The following is a 25,003-nucleotide window of genomic DNA, read 5'->3' as shown; positions in this document are numbered from 1 at the left end:
CCGCAACTTTTGATAGTATATAAGATGGAAGGATGTGGAGTCGTTGGGATTTCATCTTAAGCTCGATCATATCAAGATTCTATACATCGAAGGCTCGAATTGGGGAGACCAACCTCATTACCATAAAGATGTTTATCAAATCTCTGTGCCGCTTACAGGAGAGATGATTACAGACCTGAACCAAACAACATTAGCACTGAAAGAAGGAGAGGCAATCGTCACGAATCCTCTATCCCTTCACGCTCATCAGTTTGATAATGTTCCATCTTCAATGTTTTTGATCGGATTAGATCGTAAATCACTAAACGCTTGGAACAATGTAAATTTAACAGAAGAGATCACTTTTATAGAGAAGCAAACAATCTCTCCAAATGTTATCAAGAAACAAGTGAAACAGTGGTTTGATCGATATCTCTTTCAAAGTCATGAAGATACGTGTAAGAAAGACATAGAGAACGAGGCATTTCATTTTTTTACGTCCATTTTTAGAGGAAGTCATTCAACAGCTATGAAACACCAGAGCAATGGCCATTATATGACTCATGTACTCGACTATATTCATACAAACTATCATGAAACCATTTCTGTAGATACGCTCGCATTAATCGCGAACCAAAGTAAATATCACTTTATGCGAAGCTTTAAAAACTATACGCATCTCTCTCCTCATCAATATCTTATAAGAACGAGAATTGAGCGAAGTAAAGAATTACTCACAACAACTACTCGATCCATTTTAGATATCAGCTATGAAGTTGGATTTAACAACCCTAGTCAGTTTCACCGAAATTTTGTGAATGTTATAGGCTGCTCGCCGCTACAGTTTAGGATGAATCATTAGGCAACTCTTTATTTTCCAGTTAAAACTTTCTCGCTTGATTGACTATAATTGATTACTTTACTATTAGAATTTCCACTCATTAAGCTCAATAAGGAGATGTATTAGAATGGAGATTATATTGGACAACTTAGTCGAAGCCAAGCGTCAACTAGACTCAACGATTCACAAACTAAAAGAAACCGTTAAAACGCTAGAAGGGAAAGAAAATCCAAACCGGTATAAGTCTCAGATCACCTTAGCGCAAAGACGTATAGAAGCGTTCGAACTGTCTGTGTTCCTCATTGACAGAGAAATTCGTGATCATAGCAAAAATAGCAAATAATCTTCTGCAACAAAAAAGGACCTTAGTGAAAAGGCCCCTTTTTGTTTCTTCAGTGTTTGTTCGTTGTCTTTTTAAAATCTTCGCTTCTACTGAGCAGTTCCATTGTCTAATCGATTGCGTAATGCACAGTTTGGAGCTTCTGAAACCATTCGAACACTTTCTACCCTGTTTCTACAGAGCTTTCTCCAAGCGCTGTCGTTTCGGTATTTAGCCCAATTGCATCTGCTACACATTTCTCCTCTTGACTGACCTTCAGTTTGACGAAGTTTTACTTTTTTGTGACAGCCACATTCATGATGGTGACGTTCAACGCGGTGGTGACATCCACATTCACGATGTTGACGTTCCACAGGCTTGTTACACCCACAAGAATGATGACCTGAATTATTTCCAATCCAACCCATAACTAATTCCCCCTTAGTTCCCGAAGGTATACCTTCGATTATGATATTCTATGAAATCCATCTAAAAGTGCTTGTACACCTATCACAGTGCCTATTCGATCATGCTATATAAATGCAAAAAAAGGCGTTAATCCACTTTGGATGAACGCCCTCTATATAACGGTTAGGATAAATAGTTGTTTAAGACCTTGTTAATAAATTCTGTTTTTCCTTCTGTATATCTTTCACGGTCATTATTATAGTCTTGTGCTAAGTGACTTTTTAAAACTGCGTATTCATTTACAAGGTGTGGATTAGCTCTTAACTTATCTCTGAATGTAAGTAATTGATCCCATCGTTCTTCTCCTTCTAACATTAGATGTAAATGTGCTACTCGTTTGTCGTGTTCCACCTTCACAAAGAATCTTCGCCAAGGCTGCTTGTCTAATTCTGGAGGTACATAATGCCAATCGTGTGCGTTTAGCTTTTCCGCAATTCTATTGATAAACTCCAATGAAGGGATCGTAGCCATTAGATCGATAATTGGTTTTGCTGGCAAGTTAAGTATAGATGTACTTCCAATATGTTCGACCTGGTTAACACCAAATGCTGAAAGTAGATTGGCAAGGTCTTCTCTCTCCCGAATACCTTTTTCCTTCCAGTTAGAATCTGGTTTTTTTACCTCAATTTTTTCATAAGCCCACACTGGAATGTTTTCATTATCATTACCCATATTCAAACCACCTCTTATATGCCTTTACAATAGTGCTTCTTTTTATAATAAGTTCCATATAAAAAAGCGTTAATCCTTCTCGAATTAACGCACATATATCTATGCAGTTTGCTAAATAATGCTCAGTTCATCTACAGTAAGAAAAGCTCACTGTCTTTTACTTATACCCCTCAACATTAGCTGGCTTTCCTGCCTCGACGACTTCTACCAAATATCGAAAACAATCAGGCTGTGAGCCATCTAAATCATAAAAGTCATATTTCTTAGCGAGGTCTCCGCTAGAGAATGATTGTCCATTTAGTTCATGGCGGTTCTCATCCATCGCTAATGCAGCTACGGCTCGTCCAACATAACGAGGTGTTTCAGATATGGCAAAATGCGCATCTTTTTTAATTCCATCTTGCCAATTTTCTTCTGTCACCCCAAATACTTCAAGCATGATTTCTGAACGCATCCAGCCAGGTGACACAGAAATCGCTGTACACTTATACGGTGACAGTTCGTGTGACAGCGCTTTTGCCATTCGGTTAACTGACGTTTTTGCTAAATCGTAAAACATGGACACTCTGTAATTATTCTCATTGTATTCTTTAGTCCCATCTGTCATTTCGATCACAAGTCCCCCTTCGTTCTTAATCAACAAGGGAAGCGCGTAATGACTAGTTATGAGATGAGTATCTACAGCGAGTCGTAGCATGCGTAATCCTTTTTCAAGGGAATGCTGCCAAACAGGTGTACTCCATTCAATTAAATTTTCTCCACCCCAAATATCGTTCACTAGAATATCTAATCTACCTTGTTCCTTTTCAATACGTTTTACTAACGCTTCAACCTGTTCTGCAACAAGATGATCCACTTGAACCGGGATCCCAATGCCACCTAATTCATTTACCAATTCTGCCGTTTCTTCAATGGTTTCTGGACGGTTGTATTCTGAAACTTCCTTACGTGTCGTTCTGCCCGTGATATAGACTGTCGCTCCTGTAGCTCCCAACTCCATCGCAATCCCGCGTCCTGCTCCTCGTGTTCCTCCAGCTACTAGTGCAATTTTTCCTTCTAAAGGTTTCATTTGTATTCACTCCCTTTTTGATCTATCTTTAGTTTAACCTTTAAAGTTGACATCCAATGTCATATTAAAAATACAGGAGTAAATATATGAGAGCAGACCGTTTGATCAGCATCTTATTGCTGCTTCAGAATCATGGAAAGATGACAACAAAGGCATTAGCCAGCGAATTAGAAGTAACAGAGCGAACGATTCACCGTGACATGGAAGCGTTAAGTGTTGCAGGAATTCCTGTACTAGCCGATCGAGGCAAACACGGTGGATGGCGGCTTGTGGATCAGTACAGAACACGCTTAACTGGATTGAAAGACAGCGAATTAAAAACGTTGTTTCTTTCCCCTTCTTTTCAGCTTCTAAGTGATCTTGGCTATACAAAAGACTGGAAAGAAGCACGGCAAAAGCTGTTAGCCGCTCTTCCAAACACACTACAATCACAAGCGGATAACTTATGGAACAGAATCCATATTGATATAGATCCTTGGAAACAATCCAAACACGAATCGATTGCACTTAATCAGCTACAGCAAGCACTATGGGAAGATCGTAAAATACGTATTGCTTACGAAAAAGCAAACAAGGATTCATCAGAGAGAATCTTAGAACCATTAGGGCTCGTCGCAAAAGGACGTACATGGTACCTGATTTCGGTATCGAATCAAGAGATCAAGAATTTTAGAGTATCAAGAATAAAGTCTGTAGAGTTGTTAAATGAAACATTCATCAGACCAGCTGATTTTCAACTTGCTGATTTCTGGGCTGAATCGAAACAGAATTTTGTTCGAAATTTACCTGTTTTCGAAGTTGAAGTTGAAGCATCTCCATCAATTATAGAACGCTTATCCTTTAGCGGTCGCTTTGCACAAGTTGTGAGTATGGATTCACCGAATGAAAACGGATGGTTTCCCGTAAAACTGACCTTTGATACAAAGCACGAAGCTGCATCTTATATCATTGGTTTTGGTGATCAGATGAAAATTATTTCTCCCTCCTCATTGATAGAATCGGTAAAAGTAATCGGAGAGTCTGTACTATCGCTTTATAATTAGTCTCTCCGTAAATAGGTATCTCTTCCAAATAAGAAATTGAATTGTTAAATTTAGGAAGGTTTTTCGACGAAAAATGTAGAAATATATGTACTTGGAGATCTTGTTTGTATTGATAAAGGAGAGATTCGTTATACAACTCGTGAAAATTAATTATGCACTCATTTCTTTAACATGCTTATTTTTTCTAGGCATTATCTTTTTTTCGTACAGGATGTTCAGTTTGGGAATCCTTTCAGTTTTATCATTGTGTTTAATCTATAGAATCAACTTTAAGTATCGACCGACCTTATCCCTCTTCGTCTTCTTTTTGTCTGGGTTTGTATTATTCATTTTAGGAAATGACGTAATCGCTCAGTTGGGGATTTCTAAAGAAGCAAAGATTGTGCTAAATCGGAGCCTCTTATTCGTTCTAATACTAGGAACCGTTATCTCTATTAGAAGGAATAAACAAGGTGTAAATCTTTATACCGTGATGCCACACGGGAATAATCGAATCGAATTTCCTAATCATACCATTAAGACTTTAACCTTTTTAGGGTTTGGTTTATTAGGATCCTTGACCATATTCTTACCCCTCCTTTTTATGGAGAGTACAAGTTTTTCGCAATCTCTTCTTATCTTTGCACTGGTCTTTTCTCTGATTAATGCTGTTTTGGAGGAATTACTTTGGAGAGGGCTATTGTTATCATCTTTAAAAAAGTACGTTTCAACCTTTTATGCCGTTCTCGTTACTAGCATCGGGTTTGGGCTGTTACACCTATCCATCGGCATTCCTATTCTAATGAGTCTATCCTTTTCATTTGGAGGGCTATTTTATGCTTTGGTGGTGTTAAAGACAAAGAGTATCTATCCCGCGATCCTGTTTCATTTTGTCATAAACATAGGGATGGTTCTTAACGGTTGGATTTTGTAATTCTCAAAAATTTTATAAAGAGTACCCAGCTTGCGGCACTCTTCTCATAAGCTATCTACTTGTTTCATTAAATGCATATTTATAGAGGGTTCTGAAATAGACGAAGAGAAAGATCAAAACCACTAATGAAGCAAATATGAATTCATCATTTGAATGAATTCGCATGTATTTCTCTTTCGAAACCAATAACATGAAGCCCATCGTGTAGAGAAGGTCAAATACAAAGAAAATTCTCCAAAAGCTCTTTCGAAAGATTTCTTTTTTGTAAACATATCCGTAGATACCTAAAAGACCTATCACAGTTATGATCAGATTCATTAACTCACGGAAATTGCTCATATCAATCCACAGAAAATTATAGGTGGAAATCAACAAGAAAAACCAAAAGTATATCTTCAAACATGCACCTCTTTCTTCAGGTTCTAGAGAGATTATCCATCATATACTTTTTGCGGCGTTTTGGTTCATGTGTTTAAATAATTGGTTGTTTTATTGATACATCAATAAAACGAAAAAAAAAATACATCCTCTTTACTTGTAAGGTTCTCTTTTTGAGGTGAAAATCGTACTTCGTAAGCCCATTTGCAGATGAAATAAATAGCATAAAAAAAGACCAGGTTTTGTCTGGTCATTTAGCTTTTTTCAATATTAACGTTTTATAGTTCATTAAAAAGGCACATCTCCTTACTAAAGAGATGCACCCGATTTGTTGATGACCCTACATTTTTATTTCTTGTGCATCACTAATTGAGATTTACTATATTTGAAGTTATTCTTTTCGTAAAACGGAATTAAATTTTCTTCACAAAACAAGCTAATAACGTCAATGTGTGAAAGTTCCTTTAACAACTTTGATACAAGTTTTGTTCCAATCCCTGATTTTTGATAATCCTTATGTATCACAACATCTTCTATGTAAGCTCTAAATTTATCATCTGATACAGCTCTTGCAAAGCCTATGAGAATGTTATTTCTCCAAGCACCAACTGAGATTACTTGTTTTAACATTATTTCAATATCTTCTTCATTTCTTTCTTCCCACCAACCAGCATTACTATATAGCGTAATAAGCTCAGTAGCTTTTATTGGTTTTTCCGAAAAACTGATTACTTCAACTTTCATTTAAATAACCTCTATTCTACTTTCCTAGTATTATACCTACTATATATAATTGTTTTTATCAACAATCCTGCACGTTTGTTCACTAAGTTTAATAAAGAAGTTCACTTCTCTTTCATGAAGAAATGCACCCGATCGTAATATAAGGTTAGCTAGAATTTCTGGTTGACCTTTTTTTATTTGGTTTTATGATAGCGGTAGTCGGGGTATAACGTAGCACCCGTGGGACTGATCCCGTCAATAAAACTGTTCACCTCCTACTTGTATAAACATGTTTCAGGCTGGTTGGGACCAGTAAGATCCCGTTCTGTTATATAAATATTATTTACTCACCTGCAAATATCCACACTCAATAGCTATACAATCAACAATCTCTTCTAAAACAAGGATGACTTCCTTCATCCGTGTTTCCTTAAGAAACTCAATAGAACATTTCTCTAATACATAAGATATAGGCTCTTCTTTTTGTTCCCACATTTCTATAAGCTTTAGCCTAGTCGTTTTAAAGTTATCTTGATTCGTAAAAGAAGTTTTTATTATATGTTCAATAGCATGCTCAGGTTTACCCAGGTTTGAAAACATTATTTTAGGTTTGTAATTTTTTCTGAAATTTGATTTAGAAGTTTGATTATTTTTAAGTTTGTGGATTTCTTCTGTGTACTTTATAAAATACACCTCACATAATTCTAGTAAATCTTCTTCATTTAGATCTGGAAATACACTATGTAATAATGAAGGGTGTAAGAAATAAGATTCAATTGCGTATTCTTTAAGGATTTTAAACTGTTTCTCATCTATATTTAACCCATTGGATAATCCACTTTCCATAAGAAGCTTTGTTCTATCCTCTACGTTTTCTCCGTCTGAATCGGTAATAACCCAGAATGGAGTTTTAACAGAATCTTTATGAAGGATTTTGGCATTAGCGTAAAAACTCATTTTATCGAAACCGTCTGTTTGAATAATGTCAATTTCCTTTTCACTAAAGTTTTCACTAAATCCTTTAACAATTGCGATTTTATTAATTAATCCTTTAAAAAATATATAATCGTCTTTGCCTTCAACAAATATTACAGCATTCTTATTCAAAATATCGGATGTCTGTATACCTAATTCATCAATCAAAATATCTGCAGTAGCATTTACTAGTTGACTAACACCTATATCTTTACTAACACAATGTACACTTTCTTTATTTATTTTACTTACAATAATAGGGGAGTGAGTAGTTAACAATACCTGGTTGTTTTCACTGATTTCAGTCAGGGTATTAATCATTTTTCTCTGTAAAGAAGGGTGTAAATAAACTTCAGGCTCTTCTATTAATAGTATAAAGTCACTATGGCTATTAATTTTAATATACGTTTGTAGAATAGATAGGATCATCATACTTTGCAGCCCTGTTCCACAAGATAAAATATCAATTTCTCTTTCTGGGAGCTCTTTATCAATTAATACCGTCTTATACTTAAAATCGAATTTAAAGGTGTTATCAATCTTTACTTTTACTGATAAAGATTCTGTATTAATCGCTTGTTGAAAATTTTTTGTAATGTCTTCTGATAAGAATTCACACTTTACTTCTTCTTTTTCCGATATTAGGGACTTAATCTCCTCATATGATAATTTTTTTTCAATCTGAGGCAGTACAATAAAGTCCTCTGAATCACTGCCGTCTTGTAGCAAAGAAATTAATTCTTTCATATTTGATTTTGTTCCAGCCGTTGTTTCCTTATCAGGTGTCCTAATTGCAGAAATAACTTTTATCGGAGGAATAAATTTAAACAAATCTCCTTTTACTATTACATGGGTATGGTTAATTTTATATACGCTATTGCCGTTCTTTGGACTACTAAAATGAATTGTGAAATCATGTTGATCTGGATAACTGAGTTGTAATTTCTCAATCGTCTCTTTAAATTTTTTCTCTCTGGCTTGCTCAAGCTTTTTTAATTCTTTCTCTATCTTTGTGTGATCACCAGCCAATCCTTTTATCTTTAACTGTGTTTTATTTCTCATGGAGGTATAATTAAAAAATCTCTCAATATCAGATTCCGTTATTTCATTAAATGTTAGAATAATTTCTATGTCATCGTCTTTACCCATATGATAATTATCTATACCAATACTCTTTTCACCATAGAAACATTGAATACTATCTAAAATAGCAGATTTACCATAATTATTTTTTCCTACAATTGCTGTTAATTCAGTAACATCAAGATTGATGTGTTTTATGGATTTGTAATTTTTCAGCTCCACCTTACTAAGCTTCATTCCAATTCCCCCATTTATCATTTTTATAAGCTATCCTTTTATTATCAAACATTAACGCTTTCTTTAATATTTAATATATGTTTAATCGAAAGAAGACTATTTAGTTCCAAACCTCTTCCAGTGTTTTTCTAAAAAGTAAATCTAGCTGAGGTGTAAGGTTTAAAGTATCAATTTTCAAGGTTTTAGTAAATTCACGAAGATTGTTGATTTCATTATTTAAAAAATTGTTAATCTCATCTATTCTAGGTTCTAAGTTTAATTCCTCACCATTCACTTTCCTATTTAATAGAGTCTTAATTTCATTCTTTAAATTCCCCTCTGGAACAATTTCCAGTAAGGTTGAAAATTCTAATGGTGGAAATTCATTAAAAGTTGCTATCCACCTTGCAGCTAATACAGGTCTAAGAACATAGAAATATTTTTTAATTTTAACTTCTTCACCCTGTAAGAATTCACGAAAATTATTTCCCGCCATATTTAGATAGTGATGAATACATGAATGGGTAGCAAAAACATCATTGCTAATTATCTTCATTTGATCAATGGTTGAAAAAGCCTGATAGTATACTATTGATGAATGTAGCCACTCCATTAATGGGGGATTGGACTTTCTAAATAATTTTAAAGCTTTCGTCAATTCCCAACCGGTAATATCAAGCAAGTGGTTAATTGGAAGTTCAATGACATCTCTTTTTGTTCCTATTCCGATTGGATCAATAGTTAAATAATCATCTTTCTTATGAACATAAATAAACCGTACGTCATAATCACTGTCTTTTGATGGGAACTTCCATGCCCTGCTTCCTGATTCACATGCATAGAGAATCTTGACGTTGTAATCTTCCTCAATTTTTTTCAAAGATTCTAGAATTATATCTTTCAATGGTATCCCTCAATCCTCATAGCGCTGTAATATATGTTAATTTTTTTCTCGAATTCCATATTTAAACTACTGTTAATTGTTTCAAATTTATTTAATTTAAGCAATCACTTATTCCACAATCTATCCCGATTGTTTAATAGTGGTTAAAAATGCTTTTTATTAAGCGGAACATCATTCTTGGAATAAAAGTTAAGATATTCCATAGCAATTCAAATAATAATTCACTTGTAATTTCCCTTAACAACCCTCTAATAGATCTCCTGTATCTGCCTTTGCTCATATTCATACTTCTCCTACTACATATGTCATTTTCTTACCTTTATCCACTCGTATTTATTCCACGCAGCACATTCTTAACATAATGATATATTCGATTTTACCGTCTTTTAATCCTTTTCCGCTAAAAATGGCAAGTCAAATGACAAGTGAATTTCCATACCAAAGTGACAATAGTTATTGCACTATTGCTAAAATACGTGCGAATTGGGGGCTAATTAGGTGAGAAAAGCGGTTTTTTATCAAAACCCTTATATATCAAGAAAAAATCGCAACGAATTAAGTTGCGATTTAAAGTGCTAATTACTATGCGAATTGAATTGTTTTTTCTTATTTTCTCCCTCAAAAGAGAATTCGTTACTCTTTATCCCTCTATCTTTAATCCCATACTCTTATTCGAGGGACATTTGCTGACCTTAAGTAATCCAATAATTGCCCAGTATGAACAGACTCATGATAAGCGATCCTTAGCAGCATATCTCCGAGATCTCGAATATAGCCTGATTCTGAACGATCGATTTTTATCTCTGATAAATCTTCTTCAGAAAATGATTGTACGGTATGTATAAAATCATTTCGGTATGGTTCGGCAAATATCAATTCGTTTTTCACAGTGGTATATGGTTTGTTTTCAAAGGGAGATTCAAAGCTTTCTAAACTACCTCTATTCTTAATGGCCAAGTGATAATAATGCTCACTTTCTAAGACATGGCGTATCATTTCTAAACAACTCATTGCTTCAGAGTCGGGTCTCCAATGAAGCTTTTCTTGAGGAATAGATGTCCAAACTTTAATACTCCTTCTTCTTACTTCATTCAAATTTAAGATAAGCAGATTGATAGAATTCATTAAAGTTCCTCCTATGTACAGTGGTATAACAATTATAAACGTTTATCTTTCTAAAATATAAAAAAAGATATGAGTATAACACTAAACACATTTGCTATAAAATGTGAGATCGTACTTATCCAAGCATTGTTCGTTTTATGAAAAATAATGCCATAAATGACACTGTTGATGAAAATGAAGAAAATATCATAACTGACCACAACAGCACTACCAACTGCGAAATGGCCGAACGAGAATATGATTGAAGTCAAAATGATCGTGGGAATGATAGGTATATACTTACTTAATTGATTTTGGAAAAACGCACGCCACGCAATTTCTTCCCCTAATGCTAAAACAGCAAGTTGTAAGACGAGTAACAATAGTTTATCAAATGAGATTACAAACTCTGTTCTACTATGAATATGGTCAATGAATTCTGGTAGGAAAAGCGCTGCTAAAGTAAAGCAAATGATGTTCATCACTAAAGGTAAAGCAATCCAAAACCATATTGCTTTCTGTTTTACATATGTACGTATCGCTTTAATGTCTAACCCATCAGAATCTCTCTTACCCAATTTTCTATGGATAAAGAAAAACGTAATACCCACAATTACTGATAACCCTGCAATACTAACCCCAACAAGATTAGAAAATGAAACAATCGTCATTAGGATTAATCCCACAACAACCATACTTCTCTTTAAATTCAAATTTTTGCTCTCCTATCCCTTCTTCCTTTATATACAAACTATCCTTTAAAACGGATTGCATAAATGGAAAAAATTTGATAATACGAGCGTAACATAGTTAACATTCATTGTGAACGATTAACCTTCCATATCACTTCCATGGTCGGTTCTTAAAGATAACTTCAATATAGGAATCTACGTTAACCTAGCCAGTTATTGTTATAAGCAATAACTCCTAGAATGGCACCTATACATCCTCCAAAAATGGCCGCTACTATCTGCTTTTTCAAGTTGTTTCCCCCAATCTACTCATGTCTATCGTTGAAGCCTGTTAGGACTTAAAAACGGATTCTTTAAAGCTAGTTAAAATGGACTTCCAAACTTCGTCACTTTCAGTTAAAAAATGTCCAGCCTCTTCTAGATAATGGGTTTCTACTTGAGGAATTTTGTTAGCCAAGTTTCTCACCTCAATGAAAGATGAAAATGTATCTTTCTCTCCATGCCAAACGATTACTGGAGTAGTTAACTTCTCTACTTTAAAACCCCAGTCTTTCGTTAATAATTTGCTCTCATCGATTACTCCATCTACTCCTTGTCGGTAAGCTTCCTTAGAATGGAGCACTCCATTTTCAAGAACTTCATCCCTTTGAAGCATATTGTTATCCCAATCTGAGAGATAAGAACCACCTTTTCTCAAATTTTTTATGTACAACTCTGGCTTCTGATCGATCAATTTTTTCTTTGATTTTTCTAATTGCTTAAGTAACCACGGACAGTACTTCGTCATATAAAAACCGATTCGATTCTCTTTTGACATCGTTGTTGGAGGTTTTCCATTTTCAAATGGTGTTGCCGTACCAACCAACATACACACCTCAACTTGGTTGGGAAGTGCATACGTAACAGCTGCAGCAAATGCTCCGCCTCCTGAAACACCTAATACGGAGAAATTTTCTAACTCTAAATGCTTTGCTAGTTCTTCCATATCTTGAGCATAATCAAGTAGTTTAAAATGATGTTTCTTATCTGAAAGACCGTACCCAGGACGATCAGTAGCAATCAAAAAAATTCCTAATTCTTTAGCGATTGAATCATCTTCTGTAAACCACACTCTTGACCCTGGCGTTCCATGAAATAAGAATAATGGAATACCTTTTAGGTCTCCATATAGGGAATATCCTAATTGTCTTCCGTCAGATAAAACCATGATGTTTTCATTCATAGAGAATCTCCCTTATCATGAGCTATTTTAGAAGTTTGAAAATAAGAGAACGTAGTCTTCTATGTCTTAAGTTTAACATTGCGTTTTGTAAGTTTAATCCATTATTGTGTCTTTTTATGTAATTTTTTATTACATTTTATGTTAAAGGTTTATACAAAAAGGAACGGAGGGGAATTGTTATAAAATTGGTGATGCTCTCATTACTAACTTTCGTAATCGTATTTCTAATAAATTGGTTCTGGACTGAGCAAAGTTTTATCTTGAAACCACTTGTTATAGGCGTGGTTTGTGGTGGAATTTTTTATGTTATTGAAAAGATATTTAAAAAGAAAAATACTAGTAAAGAAAAAAAGCGTACTGTGTAAACAGCACGCTTTTTTCGAAAATGGTTAAATACTCGTACGAAGATCCCAAAGCTCTGGGAAGAAGCGTTGATCTAATACTTTCTTAAGATAGTTCACGCCTGAAGATCCCCCTGTTCCTACTTTAAAGCCTATGATGCGTTCTACGGTCTTCATATGTCGGAAACGCCACTGCTGCAACCAATCTTCAATATCTACAAGCTTTTCAGCTAATTCATACAGATCCCAATACTTCTCAACATTTCGGTACACTTCTAGCCAAGCTGCTTCTACCGATGCGTTATATTCATAACGCTTCGTCACATCACGGTTCAGTACTTCGTCGTCGATGTGTAGTCCGGCTTTCGCGAGTGCCTGAATGGAAACGTCGTACAAACTTGGTGTGTGAAGTGCAGCTGTTAGCTGTTCGTGAAGGTCAGCGTCTTTTTTGTAGATTTCCAAAATGTGCGGTGTCTTATAACCGAGTGCAAATTCAATCATGCGATATTGATACGATTGAAAGCCTGATGCTTGTCCAAGCTTATCGCGAAACTCCATATATTCTGCTGGCGTCAGAGTTGAAAGTACATCCCATGATTCGATGATCTGGGACTGAATCTTAGAAACTCGCGCAAGCATTTTAAACGCTGAATGAAGGTTTCCATCTTCAATGGAAGAAATCGCTGAACGCGTTTCGTGAAGAATGAGCTTCATCCAAAGCTCTGACACTTGGTGGATAATAATAAACAACATTTCATCATGATGACCGGATAGCCTTTTCTGACCTGACAAGATCTTATCTAGGTTCAGGTACTCGCCATAGGTCATTGAATTGATAAAGTCCGTGTGAAGTCCCTTTTCTGTTTCTTTGCTGTCCAATTTTTTCTGCTCTGTCATTGAAATCCACTCCCCCGACAAATTACTAGTATGTCACCGCTTTCATTATACATGATTCTTGTGGAAGGAACGGATCATATTTAGACAAAAAAATAAAACCCGGAACGAATTCCGGGTTTTTCTTACAAGGAGGTTACTGATTAACGAAGTCCGCCTAGCGCTTGAGCTACAAGACGCTTAGTGATTTCGCCACCTACTGATCCGTTTGCACGAGAAGTTGTGTCTGGTCCAAGATGTACTCCGAACTCAGCAGCGATCTCTTGTTTCATTGCGTCAAGAGCTCCTTGTGCTCCAGGAACCACGATTTGGTTGCTGTTATTACGTGCCATGCGATTTCCCTCCTTTGGGATAATATGTACGAAAAACTTATTTGTTTTCCGTTAAATGTAGTATGGGTTAAATCTGAAAACCTATTCATAGAAATATAAATTTTTTCAAAAAAAAAACAAGAACTCGTCATAAGTCCTTGTTCTTCAGCTCTTGGCTTAACAAATCTTCTTCTATTAATTGTGCTCTCTTTAACTCTTTTGCAGAATGTTTCTTAAAAAAGACTACCGTTCTCCAAGCAAAAATCGTAAAGAGAGCAAGCGTAATCAAAGCCGGTATGTACTCAAGTTTGTTCTCTGGAAATACGATTGGTAACATATCTTTGCACCCTTTCGGTAAACAATTACGTCTTATTATACCAAATACGAACAATAATTGATATGTTATACAGCTGTATTTGTGTTGTTTCTGTTAACGCTTTCTAATTGTTTCGCACTTTTATCGGTAAGTTTGCTAAGTACGATTACCGTAACAATACCGAGCGCAAACCCTGCTAAGATATCAGATGGATAATGAACACCGACATAAACACGGGTTAATCCGAGTAAGAAAGGAAGGATAACACCTACAACTAAGATCCAGCGCTTTTGAAACCTTTGGTAGACAAGAACCGCTGCAAACAAATAAAACGTTGTCCCTACCATGGCGTTACCACTCGGAAAACTAAATCCGTCTTCTTCAAGAAGGCGGAAATCTAACGGCCGTTCTCTCTGAAACATGGATTTCACTAGCAAGTTCAAACCATAAGAAACCAGAATACTTCCGATCAGTAACAAGCTGTTTCTCCATTTTTTCATTATGAAAAGAATAATTGCACCTAGTAAACAGAGTCCAGCGAGCACTTTGGCGTCCCCTACGTGAGTGAAGGCTAGTACGATTTCATTTAACCAATCTCTTCGGAAATTTAAAACAAGCTCTCTTAAACTCGAATCGAACGTTGTTATGAAACTTGAGCTGTAAAACGAAAGACTGACAAAGATTAAAATACATAAACTCAAAGTTTTTTTCATTATTATTCCCCCTACATCTCATATTACTTCATGTCATCCAATATTAGGAATAACAATTCGGGGGATTACGGATAAAAATTAATTTACTACGTAATTAATTCATATTACCTCGTATAAAAATCCGATTACTACGTAATTAATTGAGATTACTACGTAATTCTTTATCTCTGTTTCCCTGAAACGTACATATCAACCATTTTCCTCCTGGAGAGTACACTCATATTTATCAACTCACTCTTAAAACAGAAAAAGTCCTCCTACAAAGGAGAACTTTCTGCTTCACATTCTTTGATATAACGATTCCACGGATGTTCCCTGCATTCTGTGCTGCACGAGCGTTTATGTTCATGCTCACACTCTTCACACATCAACAGATGCGCGTTGCATTCTGGATTTCCGCATTTCACATAACGTTCTTCGGGGTTTCCGCAATGATAACACTTACCCACTACAACCTCTTCCCCTGTTCGGTTAACCGGTACAGAGATCCGCTCATCAAACACATAACACTTTCCGTCCCATAACTTACCTTTGGCTTCTTCATCATAGCCGTAGGATATGATTCCGCCTTCAAGCTGAGATACGTCCTTGAATCCTTCTTTGACCAGGAAACCTGAAAACTTTTCACAACGTATACCGCCTGTACAGTAAGTAAGAACTTTTTTATCTTTAAACTGACTGAAGTTCTCTCTCACCCATTGCGGCAGCTCGCGGAATGTTTCTACGTCCGGTCTGATCGCATTCTTAAAATGGCCAAGGTCGTATTCGTATGTGTTACGGGCATCTAAGATTACCACATCTTCTGATTCCATCGCTTCGAGCCACTCTTTTGGAGAAAGATGTTTACCTGTAAGTTCGTTTGGATTCACATCGTCTTCTAAACTTAAGTGGACGAGCTCTGGACGAACGCGAACCTTCATCTTTTTGAAGGCATGTTCGTTCGATCCTTCTATTTTGAAAACCGTATCCGCAAAACGAGGGTCATTTTTCATGAACTGCATGTATGATTCGGTTTGCTCTACCGTTCCTGAAACGGTTCCGTTGATTCCTTCATTCGCTACAAGAATTCTGCCCTTTAACCCGATCTCCTTACATAGAGCGAGATGTTCTTCTTTAAATGCTTCAGGGTCTTCGATTGTTACGTATTTATAATACAATAATACTTGAAAGTCCATGATTACCACCTACTTATACTTCTTAAAAAACTACCTTACCTATAATAACAAATTATGAGAAAAAGAAAAATACAGGACGGGTCCTGTATTTTAGATTTTATTCAGTGTGCTGTTTCTCAAAATTTCAGCGGCTTCATGCGCTTCTTCATCTTCGGCCAATTCAAGCGCTGTTTTTCCATCTTCTTTGGCTAGGTAAGGATCTGCTCCTTTTTCAATAAAGTAAGCGATCATCTCAGGATCGTTATGCTGAGCAGCTTGATGGAGAATGGTCCATCCTCCGCTCTGCTTTTCGTTAATATCCGCTCCATGCGATAGAAGAAGACTCATCATCTCTTGACGATTTTTCATATTGGCCGCAGCGGCATGTAGAGGCGTGTTCGCCATATTGTTTCCTGATTTCACTTGAACATCCGCTCCGTGATCAAGTAACAGTCTCACAATCTCCAAATGGCCAAAATGAGCCGCTAGATGAAGTGATGACCATCCTTCACTGAGTTCGTTTATGTTTGTTTCTTCGTTTTTCAAAAGTTTTTCAACCACTGTTATATTCCCATCCATTGCTGCTTGGTGCAGATTCATAATATCCACCCTTTCTGATTGTTGTTAAACGACTACTTCGCCTTCCTGACACAAAAACCCTTTCCTATACAATTATTTACAAAATTTTTCTCTCATTCCCAGTTGTTTCGTGGTCAAAATTATGTGAACATTTAAATAGGGAAAGTCGTTGGAGGAACTGGATATACGGGGGATATTATGCGTTTAAAAATATTATCTTTTTCATTGGCTGCTTTTCTGGCAATGACAACAGCAGCACATGCTTCAACACCATATACGGTTCAACAAAATGACACACTGTGGAAGATTGCACAGCACCAAAATGTAAGCGTATCAAATGTAATCGGAATGAATCAGTTGAGTAGCCATAACATCTATCCTGGTCAAACGCTATACATTCCATCCTCTTCAAATCTCCACAAAGTAGTACTTGGAGAGACACTTAACAAAATCGCTTCGGCGTCAAATGTTAGTTTATGGGCAATTCAACAGGCAAACCCACAGATCAAAGAGATCAACTGGGTTTACCCTGGTCAAGTGATCGAGCTGCCAGCTTCTGTTGCTAAACAACAGTCAGCACCTAAATCCGCAGCTCCTGCACAACCTTCTGTCGGTTCTACTGCTACACAAGTTTCACAGCTTGTAAATGCAGAGCGTCAAAAAGCCGGCCTTGCCCCATTAACACTTGATGCTGAACTCAGCAATGTAGCTTTAGCAAAAGCTAAAGACATGATTCAGAATAACTATTTTGATCACAACTCACCGACTTACGGATCTCCGTTTGACATGATGCGCAGCTTTGGAATCGATTACACAGCTGCAGGTGAGAACATTGCAAAAGGACAAACTTCACCACAAGCTGTTATGACAGACTGGATGAACAGTCCTGGTCACCGCCAAAACATTTTAAGCTCTAACTACGACTCTATCGGAGTTGGTTATTTTGAGGGAGCTTGGGTACAATTATTTAAAAAATAAGGATCTTCCGCACGACTTTCCACAACTAACATGCAGCTTTTCTGGCCGCATGTTTTTTATATGTGTTTGAATCGATTATCTGTTTCGATCTCACGGACGACATGTTGTATGTCATGAGGAGTAAGGAGACTTGTATGAAGAAGATGTTTTTGATTTAGCCCTGACTGTAAGAACTCATCAAAAAGAATCAAACATCTTTCGCCCATTCGTTCTTCTTCAATTCGCAAGGCATCCCTTTTTACCAATGTATCCTTATCTGCCCAAAGAACTACGTATTTGATCGTAACAGCGAAATCTCTTAGCTGATTGCTTAACCATTCAGCATCCTTTGGAAAGATGATGTAATCGATAACAACGTCACTTCCATATCGAACAAAGTTTCTTGTAAGATGAAGGATGTTATGCCAGATCAAATCATGCTCCCGCTCACTTTCCCAAGGTTTCTCTCTACCGTTTCTGTGCATATGACTGATATCATCGCCTGATAGATAGGCACTATGAGTTAAACGATTTACCAGTTCCGTTGATGTTGTTGATTTGCCGACTCCTGCCGGCCCTGATAGGAGATAAACGGTTCTTCCATTTTCCATTGTCACTGGTGTTCCTCCACACTTAGACCATCAATTCTAATTCTTCTAAAAGTGCTTTTGCACCATTCGGACTGAGTACGAACTTTCCGCCAGCATAGGCTGTATTGTCATCAGTTATTTCTCCTGTAATCACACAAGAGTTATTCGGTATGTATTTCTTTAAAATAATACGGTCGTCTTCTACAAAAATCTCAATGCCATCTCTAATATCTAAATCCATCATTCGACGCAACTCAATTGGAATTACAATTCTTCCTAACTCATCCACTTTTCTAACAATCCCCGTACTTTTCATTTATTCTACCTTCCCTTTCCATCCAATCGGATTACTACAATCTGCGCATTCGTTCGCACTTGGTAAATTATGTTTTACATCAGTGAAATAATCATCTCAAAAACTTCTATAAATAGGAAGGGGATTTGGGTTGGGTTAATTTAATGAGTAGAAAGAACTGATTTAGTCAAAAAAATGAAAGCATCAGGCTATTTTATTTTTGTCATGAGACTATCCACCTAAAAATATCCGTTAAAAAAAGCTTCCAATCAACTTGCTGAAAGCTTTCATACTTATTTTTCCTTACAACAAACGTTATGGCATTCGTTGCAAGAACAACAGGTTTTTGATTGCGCACGATTTCGTAACTTAAAGGATTCACAACTGTTTTTAGGATTTCCCAGTTAGAATATGTATCTCTAAGCAACTTCGTCATATCGTTCGTATTCATGTTAATTTCCATAAAGACATCAATTGATTTTTGAGTTTCAACATCTGTCTCTGTGACCTCAGAGTTTACAATCAAACAATTAATTCCTCCCGTTCGAGTTCCCCTCTCCATTCGTTGAAGAACATCTTTTAGAGATTCTACAGAATCTACATGTTCCAGGCTGGATACAGCTACAATAAGGTCATATGTATTTTCTTTGATTTCATATGTACTTATATCGGCCTTAATGGGTGTGACATGATCAATAACTTTAAACTCTTGACTATATTGTTCTAATTTCCTTAAAGCAGAGTCGAGAATATCAACGCAATCCACTGAAACACCTTGGTCTTTCAATACCTGAATCAATGGAATACTATTTCTTCCCACACCAGAGCCTAAATCTAATATTTGAATATTTTTTAAATCACTTAATAAAGGAACGATTTCCATCACTGTTCTTACAGGTTTATAAAGCCACGAACCTTTTTCAAACAGCTTATAGTGATCATAACAATAATCATGATATTCTTTTTCTTCTTGACGAATTCTTTCTAATTTAATTACTCACTAGCTCCTTCATATGTATTCAATCTCTCGTCCTCAATACATCTGTATTCGGTGGTTCGTATCCCATTTGTCTTATCATCGCCATGATTTGTCCTTTGTGATGATATTCGTGGGTAACAACATGCACGATAAGCTTTTGTGGAGTTAAGGAAATGATTTCATTAGACTCTCTCCAAGGAATCGTTTGTTCAATAGCAACCTCCATTTTCGTTGCGAATGATTGGAGAACATCATTTACATACGTATCCGCTTGATCAAAGAGTTCTATGATTTCCTCAATGCCCATTGTTGGAAGCATATCTTTTGGTGTGATCGGATTTTTTGTTTTTAAAAGCACATAGGAGCCCAACCAAGCATGATAACAGTTCGCGACATGAACAAGAGTATCACGCACACTCTCCCAACCGAACCCCAATTCACTAGTAAAATCCTTAGCATCCATTCTTCTACAAAAATTTAAAAGAGTTTCTCTATTTTCTTTCACCCATTCGTATTCGTTCTGGTTCATAAACATCACCTTTTGCATTAGTATGGTAAAACTAATTCCTTAATGACCTCTTAAATCCTTCTTACTAGATACAAAACTGCAAAAAAAATACACTTCTTGAAAGCAAAGAAATGCATGGCGTTATCTATTATTATTTTACTCGTAAAACCTGACCCGGATAGATGCTATAGTTATTATCAAGGTTGTTCCATGTTTTGATCTGCTCCACGGTACTTCCATATTGCTGACTAAGAGCATAGACCGTATCTCCACTCACCACTGTATGATAAGTTGCTTTTTTAGGAAGGTTAAAGCATTTCACGATCCCATTAACGTGTCCACGCGCAATACTCTCAATAAATGATGTCGTTTTCAACTTACTCGCATCATTTACATTATCTATGAAACCATTCTCTGTTAATAGTGAAGGCATATTCGATTCACGCAATACATGAAAGTTTGCTGTCATCTGTCCCCGATCGCTGAAATTTACGACTTTCAAAATTTCGGCATGCAAATGATCTTGATACGTTGTTGTTGGTGCTGTAGAACCTGGATAGATGTAATCTTCATACCCTGTTCCACCGCCAGCATTCGTGTGAACGGATAAGAAAAAATCAGCTCCCCAAGCGTTTGCAGCATCTGTTCGTTCTGTTAATGACTTTGTTACATCAGACGTTCTGCTCATTAGGATTGAAACATTGTTATACTCTGCAAGTAAAATATCTCTGATTCGTATTCCTATTTTTAAAGTCAGTGCTTTTTCTGTGAGGTTATTGCCAACCCCTCCCGGATCAGTGCCTCCATGACCCGGATCGATAAAGATTTTCACCATTTTCATCACCCCTATTATTCATCATATGTGGAATCTATGAAATGGTTTGTATATTTACTAGAGTCTTCTAAAAAATTTCATAGAAAGGTAACACACAAACGCCTTTTGTTCCATAGTGTCCAATCATATAGAGTACTTCTCTCATAATCTACTACATAGAGAGCAAAACTTCTCTATATCATGCATTACAAGGATATGGGGTGTCTTTTATGCGTAATTTCTTAAGTCTATTAGACGGATTATTTGCTGATAAAAAAATCCGCAAGACTCCACAAGATAAAAAAAGAATTGGCTAAAAACCAATAGCCTAACTTCAGTTGAAGTTAGGCTTTACTTACATAACATTTCATTCTGATTTTCATCTTGAACAAAGTGTCCTGCCACGATTATATATTTCAATGGGGATAAACCCCAATATCTTTTTTTACCAATTGTGCTTTGTCTCTTGTCCCATATCAAGAATTGTTTGACCCAACAAATGGTATAAAAGAAGGCTTCTAAGATTCCCCCTCTTGGCAAACAAAAAACGACTCTTGTAAGAAAGTCGTTTTTGTATCGTCTATTATTTTGACATTAGTTAAATATCTAACAAATCTTATCCTTTAACTGGAGAGGTACAAAAACGTAATCGTCCATAAATTCTTCTGAACTTTCTTCTTCATAACGTGCTATTTTACCATTCCAAAAGTTCACTTTATAGATTTCATAGCTTGGAAGGAGCTTTGATATATCTTGAATACTCTTTTTATCATTATTATGGTGTTCAAGAGTGATAACGGGTCGCGATGTATTAATAAGATCAAGCGCACCTTCGATGACTTGATATTCATGTCCTTGTGTATCGATCTTTATGAGCTTTACTTTGGATTTCGTTTCTAAATCTAAAAACGCATCAAGCGTAGTTGTTGGAACTTGAACAGTCGTATAGTCTTTTCCTATCCCATCATAATAGTCAATGGCTGACATCCCTCTGTTGTAGTTATTACGGTTTTGCATATGAAAGTTGATATGCCCAACAGAATTCCCTACAGCTAACTGATGAGCACTAACATTTGAAAAAGCATTTATCTCGATGTTTTGTTGAAGTTGCTCAAATATTTCGGGATGGGGTTCGAAACATATACAATCTATGTTCGAATCAAGACTAGCAGCATGTAGTGCATGATAGCCGATATTAGCCCCAACATCCAAAAAGATACCTCCATCTTTCAGATATTTTTTTAGAGTTTTCATCATGAAAGGTTCCCAGTTCCCATTATTCTGAAGGGTTTCTTCGATAAACCCTGGAAGATGAAGGTTCATTAGAAAAGATTCCTGATTATCGTTTTTTAACTCAATCTGTACAGCAGTTTGATTATTGTGGATGTTTAAAACGTTTTCTAATAATTCTTTATTCGTAGAAAGATTTGCATAATCAGGGTTATGTTTTCTCGCTTCTTCGTTATGATGATACGCTTTTTCATAGGATCCTAATCGGTAATAACAAACACACAGTTGGACATGAGGTAGCCATGTCCAACATGCTTCATAATGCAGCATGCCTTTCTTTTTTGGTAACGCTAGTTCTGTTGCACGTGTATACCAAAACACAGCTTGATCTAACTTGTTATCTTGTAAGAAACCATAACCGAGTCGACAACAGATCTCTGCACGTGGTTTATCATACTGAAAAGAGCGGTAACCATACTCCCTTTCTTTCTCACCTTCTGCACGTTGATGATAGATATCAGCCATTTCATTACAGATAAAAACTTTTACGTCCGGCTCTACATGGTTTGATTCTAATAGTCTTTCATACAGAGTGATGGCTTGATCAAATTCCTTAGTGCTTTTAAAATAGTTAGCGGCCGGTAGGAGGTGTTCCGTTATTCTTTCATCATCCTTTTGATTCTCAGATTGTTGAATGACTTCTTTATAAAGAGAGAGATAATTCTCTGTCATGTGCCCTACTGTAAAATATTTTGATACGTATTCTCTCAAACCAGATGCGTCAGAACGAACGGGCAGATGCGTGATCATCTCATCAGTGTTCTTACAGATCTGTGAAGGATAACCGTTCATCACTTCAGAAACAGCTCCGTTATCAAGCGCAATCACTGGAGTACCACAGGCCATCGCTTCCACCATCACGAGCCCGAAAGGTTCTTCCCATGACGTAGGAAAGACAAGACATTCCGCTTCTCTCAAGAGCTTCAGTCGATACTCTCCTCCAACTTCTCCAACATATTCGACATGAGGTAGCTTATTGATTCGAGGTTCCACTTCGTTCAAGAAGTACTCCGTGTTAAAAACAGGACCTGCTATCTTCATTCGTCTCTTTGTCTTTTCAGCTATCTCTAATGCATGGTGGATACCTTTATGAGCGCTGATCACGCCAAGAAAAAGGAGATAGTCTTCCTTTTCTTTTTGAAAGGGATACTCGTTTAGGTCGATACCATTATACACGTAATATCCCTTACCCTTTCCGACATGTTCGAGTGCTCGCTTACTAAGATAGACAGGATGTTCCACATCATTTTTCAAACTGTCATGGATGGTACAAACAGTAGGTACAGTCAGTTTCAATTTTCCGATCACGGAGAGATGGGTGTGATCATGGATGATATCTACTTTTTGAGGAAGCGTTTGTTTAACAAACGTTGCTATATGTTCAGGTCTACCTGGTTCGTGATGATATGGAATCAGCTGAGCACTTGTCGCGCTTCCTTCTCTCGCGTATAAATAAACTTCGTGCCCCCTTTTTACACTCTCTTCGACTAAAGCGTATATCATGCGCTCGATGCCACCATAGTTAAGAGGCGGCACTGGGTAAAAATCAGGCGCAACATGTACGATTCTCAAATCTTCACCTCCACTCTTTTCTTTTGTTGTAGAAGCTTTCTGTTATAAAGCATGTGTTCATCGGTAGGTCGGTATTTAAGAGCTTGTTCATTATGTTTATAAGACTTTTCAAACTCTCCAACATGGTAATAACATATACACAACTGAAGATGAGGAAACCAAGTCCAACAGGCTTCTTGTAAAAAACCTAAATGATCGATAGGCTTATCCAATTCGGTAGCAAGCTTAAACCAATAGCAAGCTTGTTCATAGTTCTTTTGCTTTAAGAATATAGAACCTAATCGACAGCATATCTCTGCACGAGGCAAGTCATACTCGAACGAGTGCATAGCGAATGTACATGCCTTGTCATATTCTTCTTTTATCATGTATATCTCACTCAATCGGTAACACGCAGAAATGATATCTTCACTCCAACCCTTTTTTTCTTCTATGAACCTTTCATAAATCTTCAACGCTTTATCAAAATGTTGATTGTCCATCAACTCGTTACCAAAATAGTAAAGATCACGAGGAGAGAAAGACTCTCCTCGCTTCTCTCTGTTCTCAAAGATAGCTAGATTCCTCCCAGAATGAGCGTGTTTCCTCGTATGTGTTACCACAATATCTGAGTTTATGATTTGACCGTTCACTTCTAAATACTCATGAACGGGTCCAACCCATCGAAAGTTTTTATCTCGTTTGACGAGTCGGTTACGTCTGAGACTCGTTGTTACATTTCCAAACTCATCAAACGCATAGTGATAGATCATTGTTACAGCATCAACATTTTCTAATAACGCTTCTTTTAACCTTGCTAACTTATCATGGTCTGCTTTTAGTAGAACGTCATCCGCATCAAGCCACAGGATGTAATCACTCGTGGCTTGAGCAAATGCAAAGTTACGTGCAGCTGAAAAATCATCGATCCACTGAAAGTCATAAACAAGTGGAGTAAATGAGCTCGCAACCTTCTTTGTGTCGTCTGTTGAACCTGTATCTACAACTATTATCTCATCACAAAGTTTATAGACTGATTTAAGACATTGTTTTAGTGTGTGTTCTTCATTTCTTACGATCATACAGAGACTAATAGTACACATAACAACC

At 36.6% G+C, this 25,003-nt stretch carries 28 protein-coding genes; 5 read left to right on the top strand and 23 right to left on the bottom strand.

Going from position 1 to position 25,003, the window contains the following annotated elements:
- Positions 1–43 precede the first annotated feature (43 nt).
- On the top strand, positions 44–841 hold the full coding sequence (locus tag IHV11_RS06470; protein ID WP_197194043.1) for a helix-turn-helix domain-containing protein: 798 nt from the start codon (positions 44–46) through the stop codon (positions 839–841).
- 106 nt (positions 842–947) lie between these two features.
- Positions 948–1,163 carry a hypothetical protein gene (locus tag IHV11_RS06465; protein WP_197194042.1) on the top strand — a complete coding sequence of 72 codons (216 nt, stop codon included), beginning with the start codon at positions 948–950 and terminating at the stop codon, positions 1,161–1,163.
- 86 nt (positions 1,164–1,249) lie between these two features.
- Here IHV11_RS06465 and IHV11_RS06460 read toward each other — a convergent pair whose 3' ends face one another.
- The 3 genes from IHV11_RS06460 to IHV11_RS06450 all read right to left on the bottom strand — a co-directional run bounded on the left by IHV11_RS06460 (position 1,250) and on the right by IHV11_RS06450 (position 3,348).
- Entirely contained in the window at positions 1,250–1,567 is a 318-nt protein-coding gene (locus tag IHV11_RS06460; RefSeq protein ID WP_197194041.1) for a hypothetical protein, read from the bottom strand.
- A gap of 163 nt (positions 1,568–1,730) precedes the next feature.
- Positions 1,731–2,279, bottom strand: a complete 549-nt coding sequence (locus tag IHV11_RS06455) for a GrpB family protein (protein WP_370568632.1) — start codon at positions 2,277–2,279, stop codon at positions 1,731–1,733.
- Positions 2,280–2,436: 157 nt separating this feature from the next.
- Positions 2,437–3,348: an SDR family oxidoreductase gene (locus IHV11_RS06450; protein ID WP_197194039.1), complete on the bottom strand. Its 912-nt coding sequence runs from the start codon at positions 3,346–3,348 to the stop codon at positions 2,437–2,439.
- Positions 3,349–3,434: 86 nt separating this feature from the next.
- On the opposite strand from IHV11_RS06450, the gene IHV11_RS06445 reads away from it, so the two are divergent.
- Positions 3,435–4,391 carry a helix-turn-helix transcriptional regulator gene (locus IHV11_RS06445; RefSeq protein WP_197194038.1) on the top strand — a complete coding sequence of 319 codons (957 nt, stop codon included), beginning with the start codon at positions 3,435–3,437 and terminating at the stop codon, positions 4,389–4,391.
- Between the two features lie 220 nt (positions 4,392–4,611).
- A complete protein-coding gene (locus tag IHV11_RS06440; RefSeq protein WP_231620201.1) occupies positions 4,612–5,304 on the top strand; it encodes a CPBP family intramembrane glutamic endopeptidase in 693 nt (230 codons plus the stop codon).
- A 51-nt stretch (positions 5,305–5,355) separates the two neighbouring features.
- On the opposite strand, the gene IHV11_RS06435 is transcribed toward IHV11_RS06440, so the two are convergent.
- The 13 genes from IHV11_RS06435 to IHV11_RS06375 form a co-directional block, all read right to left on the bottom strand.
- On the bottom strand, positions 5,356–5,703 hold the full coding sequence (locus tag IHV11_RS06435) for a hypothetical protein (protein WP_197194037.1): 348 nt from the start codon (positions 5,701–5,703) through the stop codon (positions 5,356–5,358).
- Between the two features lie 327 nt (positions 5,704–6,030).
- Positions 6,031–6,426, bottom strand: a complete 396-nt coding sequence (locus IHV11_RS06430) for a GNAT family N-acetyltransferase (RefSeq protein WP_197194036.1) — start codon at positions 6,424–6,426, stop codon at positions 6,031–6,033.
- 318 nt (positions 6,427–6,744) lie between these two features.
- Positions 6,745–8,700 carry an ATP-dependent nuclease gene (locus IHV11_RS06425; RefSeq protein WP_197194035.1) on the bottom strand — a complete coding sequence of 652 codons (1,956 nt, stop codon included), beginning with the start codon at positions 8,698–8,700 and terminating at the stop codon, positions 6,745–6,747.
- 100 nt (positions 8,701–8,800) lie between these two features.
- On the bottom strand, positions 8,801–9,583 hold the full coding sequence (locus tag IHV11_RS06420; protein WP_197194034.1) for a nucleotidyltransferase domain-containing protein: 783 nt from the start codon (positions 9,581–9,583) through the stop codon (positions 8,801–8,803).
- A 654-nt stretch (positions 9,584–10,237) separates the two neighbouring features.
- On the bottom strand, positions 10,238–10,708 hold the full coding sequence (locus tag IHV11_RS06415) for a DinB family protein (protein ID WP_066395369.1): 471 nt from the start codon (positions 10,706–10,708) through the stop codon (positions 10,238–10,240).
- 50 nt (positions 10,709–10,758) lie between these two features.
- Positions 10,759–11,400, bottom strand: coding sequence for a CPBP family intramembrane glutamic endopeptidase (locus tag IHV11_RS06410; RefSeq protein WP_197194033.1), 642 nt, complete (start codon positions 11,398–11,400; stop codon positions 10,759–10,761).
- Between the two features lie 310 nt (positions 11,401–11,710).
- Positions 11,711–12,601 carry an alpha/beta fold hydrolase gene (locus IHV11_RS06405; RefSeq protein ID WP_197194032.1) on the bottom strand — a complete coding sequence of 297 codons (891 nt, stop codon included), beginning with the start codon at positions 12,599–12,601 and terminating at the stop codon, positions 11,711–11,713.
- 389 nt (positions 12,602–12,990) lie between these two features.
- Entirely contained in the window at positions 12,991–13,839 is an 849-nt protein-coding gene (gene kynA, locus IHV11_RS06400) for a tryptophan 2,3-dioxygenase (protein ID WP_066395379.1), read from the bottom strand.
- Between the two features lie 140 nt (positions 13,840–13,979).
- Positions 13,980–14,168: an alpha/beta-type small acid-soluble spore protein gene (locus IHV11_RS06395; protein WP_066395381.1), complete on the bottom strand. Its 189-nt coding sequence runs from the start codon at positions 14,166–14,168 to the stop codon at positions 13,980–13,982.
- 127 nt (positions 14,169–14,295) lie between these two features.
- Positions 14,296–14,484: a hypothetical protein gene (locus IHV11_RS06390; protein WP_066395384.1), complete on the bottom strand. Its 189-nt coding sequence runs from the start codon at positions 14,482–14,484 to the stop codon at positions 14,296–14,298.
- Between the two features lie 65 nt (positions 14,485–14,549).
- Positions 14,550–15,176 (bottom strand): phosphatase PAP2 family protein, encoded by a 627-nt coding sequence (locus IHV11_RS06385; protein WP_197194031.1) that lies wholly within the window; start codon positions 15,174–15,176, stop codon positions 14,550–14,552.
- Positions 15,177–15,433: 257 nt separating this feature from the next.
- A complete protein-coding gene (locus tag IHV11_RS06380) occupies positions 15,434–16,351 on the bottom strand; it encodes a rhodanese-related sulfurtransferase (RefSeq protein WP_066395389.1) in 918 nt (305 codons plus the stop codon).
- A gap of 90 nt (positions 16,352–16,441) precedes the next feature.
- On the bottom strand, positions 16,442–16,930 hold the full coding sequence (locus tag IHV11_RS06375) for an ankyrin repeat domain-containing protein (RefSeq protein ID WP_197194030.1): 489 nt from the start codon (positions 16,928–16,930) through the stop codon (positions 16,442–16,444).
- A 177-nt stretch (positions 16,931–17,107) separates the two neighbouring features.
- On the opposite strand from IHV11_RS06375, the gene IHV11_RS06370 reads away from it, so the two are divergent.
- Positions 17,108–17,887 carry a LysM peptidoglycan-binding domain-containing protein gene (locus tag IHV11_RS06370; protein WP_231620200.1) on the top strand — a complete coding sequence of 260 codons (780 nt, stop codon included), beginning with the start codon at positions 17,108–17,110 and terminating at the stop codon, positions 17,885–17,887.
- Positions 17,888–17,943: 56 nt separating this feature from the next.
- Here the strand turns inward: IHV11_RS06370 and IHV11_RS06365 are convergent, their stop codons facing one another.
- The 7 genes from IHV11_RS06365 to IHV11_RS06335 all read right to left on the bottom strand — a co-directional run bounded on the left by IHV11_RS06365 (position 17,944) and on the right by IHV11_RS06335 (position 24,996).
- Positions 17,944–18,477: an AAA family ATPase gene (locus IHV11_RS06365; protein WP_197194935.1), complete on the bottom strand. Its 534-nt coding sequence runs from the start codon at positions 18,475–18,477 to the stop codon at positions 17,944–17,946.
- 22 nt (positions 18,478–18,499) lie between these two features.
- Entirely contained in the window at positions 18,500–18,772 is a 273-nt protein-coding gene (locus tag IHV11_RS06360; RefSeq protein WP_066395396.1) for an AbrB/MazE/SpoVT family DNA-binding domain-containing protein, read from the bottom strand.
- A gap of 202 nt (positions 18,773–18,974) precedes the next feature.
- Positions 18,975–19,745 (bottom strand): class I SAM-dependent methyltransferase, encoded by a 771-nt coding sequence (locus IHV11_RS06355; RefSeq protein ID WP_197194934.1) that lies wholly within the window; start codon positions 19,743–19,745, stop codon positions 18,975–18,977.
- Positions 19,746–19,770: 25 nt separating this feature from the next.
- Complete coding sequence (locus tag IHV11_RS06350; RefSeq protein ID WP_197194029.1) at positions 19,771–20,259, bottom strand: DinB family protein; 489 nt, start codon at positions 20,257–20,259, stop codon at positions 19,771–19,773.
- Between the two features lie 130 nt (positions 20,260–20,389).
- On the bottom strand, positions 20,390–21,073 hold the full coding sequence (locus IHV11_RS06345) for an N-acetylmuramoyl-L-alanine amidase family protein (RefSeq protein WP_197194028.1): 684 nt from the start codon (positions 21,071–21,073) through the stop codon (positions 20,390–20,392).
- 585 nt (positions 21,074–21,658) lie between these two features.
- Positions 21,659–23,914 carry an FkbM family methyltransferase gene (locus IHV11_RS06340; protein ID WP_197194027.1) on the bottom strand — a complete coding sequence of 752 codons (2,256 nt, stop codon included), beginning with the start codon at positions 23,912–23,914 and terminating at the stop codon, positions 21,659–21,661.
- Positions 23,911–24,996 (bottom strand): glycosyltransferase, encoded by a 1,086-nt coding sequence (locus IHV11_RS06335; protein ID WP_197194026.1) that lies wholly within the window; start codon positions 24,994–24,996, stop codon positions 23,911–23,913. The genes IHV11_RS06340 and IHV11_RS06335 overlap by 4 nt, the downstream gene beginning before the upstream one ends.
- Positions 24,997–25,003: the final 7 nt, after the last annotated feature.

It is taken from the genome of Fictibacillus sp. 26RED30, assembly GCF_015903845.1.
Lineage (GTDB): Bacteria > Bacillota > Bacilli > Bacillales > Fictibacillaceae > Fictibacillus > Fictibacillus phosphorivorans.
Note: the sequence above shows the minus strand (reverse complement) of the source record. Positions and strands in the feature narration are given on the sequence as shown.

Coding starts and splice junctions, on each gene's coding strand:
- IHV11_RS06465 (WP_197194042.1), top strand. CDS start 948: ATGGAGATTATATTGGACAACTTAGTCGAAGCCAAGCGTCAACTAGAC.
- IHV11_RS06460 (WP_197194041.1), bottom strand. CDS start 1,567: ATGGGTTGGATTGGAAATAATTCAGGTCATCATTCTTGTGGGTGTAAC.
- IHV11_RS06455 (WP_370568632.1), bottom strand. CDS start 2,279: ATGGGTAATGATAATGAAAACATTCCAGTGTGGGCTTATGAAAAAATT.
- IHV11_RS06450 (WP_197194039.1), bottom strand. CDS start 3,348: ATGAAACCTTTAGAAGGAAAAATTGCACTAGTAGCTGGAGGAACACGA.
- IHV11_RS06445 (WP_197194038.1), top strand. CDS start 3,435: ATGAGAGCAGACCGTTTGATCAGCATCTTATTGCTGCTTCAGAATCAT.
- IHV11_RS06430 (WP_197194036.1), bottom strand. CDS start 6,426: ATGAAAGTTGAAGTAATCAGTTTTTCGGAAAAACCAATAAAAGCTACT.
- IHV11_RS06425 (WP_197194035.1), bottom strand. CDS start 8,700: ATGAAGCTTAGTAAGGTGGAGCTGAAAAATTACAAATCCATAAAACAC.
- IHV11_RS06415 (WP_066395369.1), bottom strand. CDS start 10,708: ATGAATTCTATCAATCTGCTTATCTTAAATTTGAATGAAGTAAGAAGA.
- IHV11_RS06405 (WP_197194032.1), bottom strand. CDS start 12,601: ATGAATGAAAACATCATGGTTTTATCTGACGGAAGACAATTAGGATAT.
- kynA (WP_066395379.1), bottom strand. CDS start 13,839: ATGACAGAGCAGAAAAAATTGGACAGCAAAGAAACAGAAAAGGGACTT.
- IHV11_RS06395 (WP_066395381.1), bottom strand. CDS start 14,168: ATGGCACGTAATAACAGCAACCAAATCGTGGTTCCTGGAGCACAAGGA.
- IHV11_RS06390 (WP_066395384.1), bottom strand. CDS start 14,484: ATGTTACCAATCGTATTTCCAGAGAACAAACTTGAGTACATACCGGCT.
- IHV11_RS06385 (WP_197194031.1), bottom strand. CDS start 15,176: ATGAAAAAAACTTTGAGTTTATGTATTTTAATCTTTGTCAGTCTTTCG.
- IHV11_RS06380 (WP_066395389.1), bottom strand. CDS start 16,351: ATGGACTTTCAAGTATTATTGTATTATAAATACGTAACAATCGAAGAC.
- IHV11_RS06375 (WP_197194030.1), bottom strand. CDS start 16,930: ATGAATCTGCACCAAGCAGCAATGGATGGGAATATAACAGTGGTTGAA.
- IHV11_RS06370 (WP_231620200.1), top strand. CDS start 17,108: ATGCGTTTAAAAATATTATCTTTTTCATTGGCTGCTTTTCTGGCAATG.
- IHV11_RS06365 (WP_197194935.1), bottom strand. CDS start 18,477: ATGGAAAATGGAAGAACCGTTTATCTCCTATCAGGGCCGGCAGGAGTC.
- IHV11_RS06360 (WP_066395396.1), bottom strand. CDS start 18,772: ATGAAAAGTACGGGGATTGTTAGAAAAGTGGATGAGTTAGGAAGAATT.
- IHV11_RS06350 (WP_197194029.1), bottom strand. CDS start 20,259: ATGAACCAGAACGAATACGAATGGGTGAAAGAAAATAGAGAAACTCTT.
- IHV11_RS06345 (WP_197194028.1), bottom strand. CDS start 21,073: ATGGTGAAAATCTTTATCGATCCGGGTCATGGAGGCACTGATCCGGGA.
- IHV11_RS06335 (WP_197194026.1), bottom strand. CDS start 24,996: ATGTGTACTATTAGTCTCTGTATGATCGTAAGAAATGAAGAACACACA.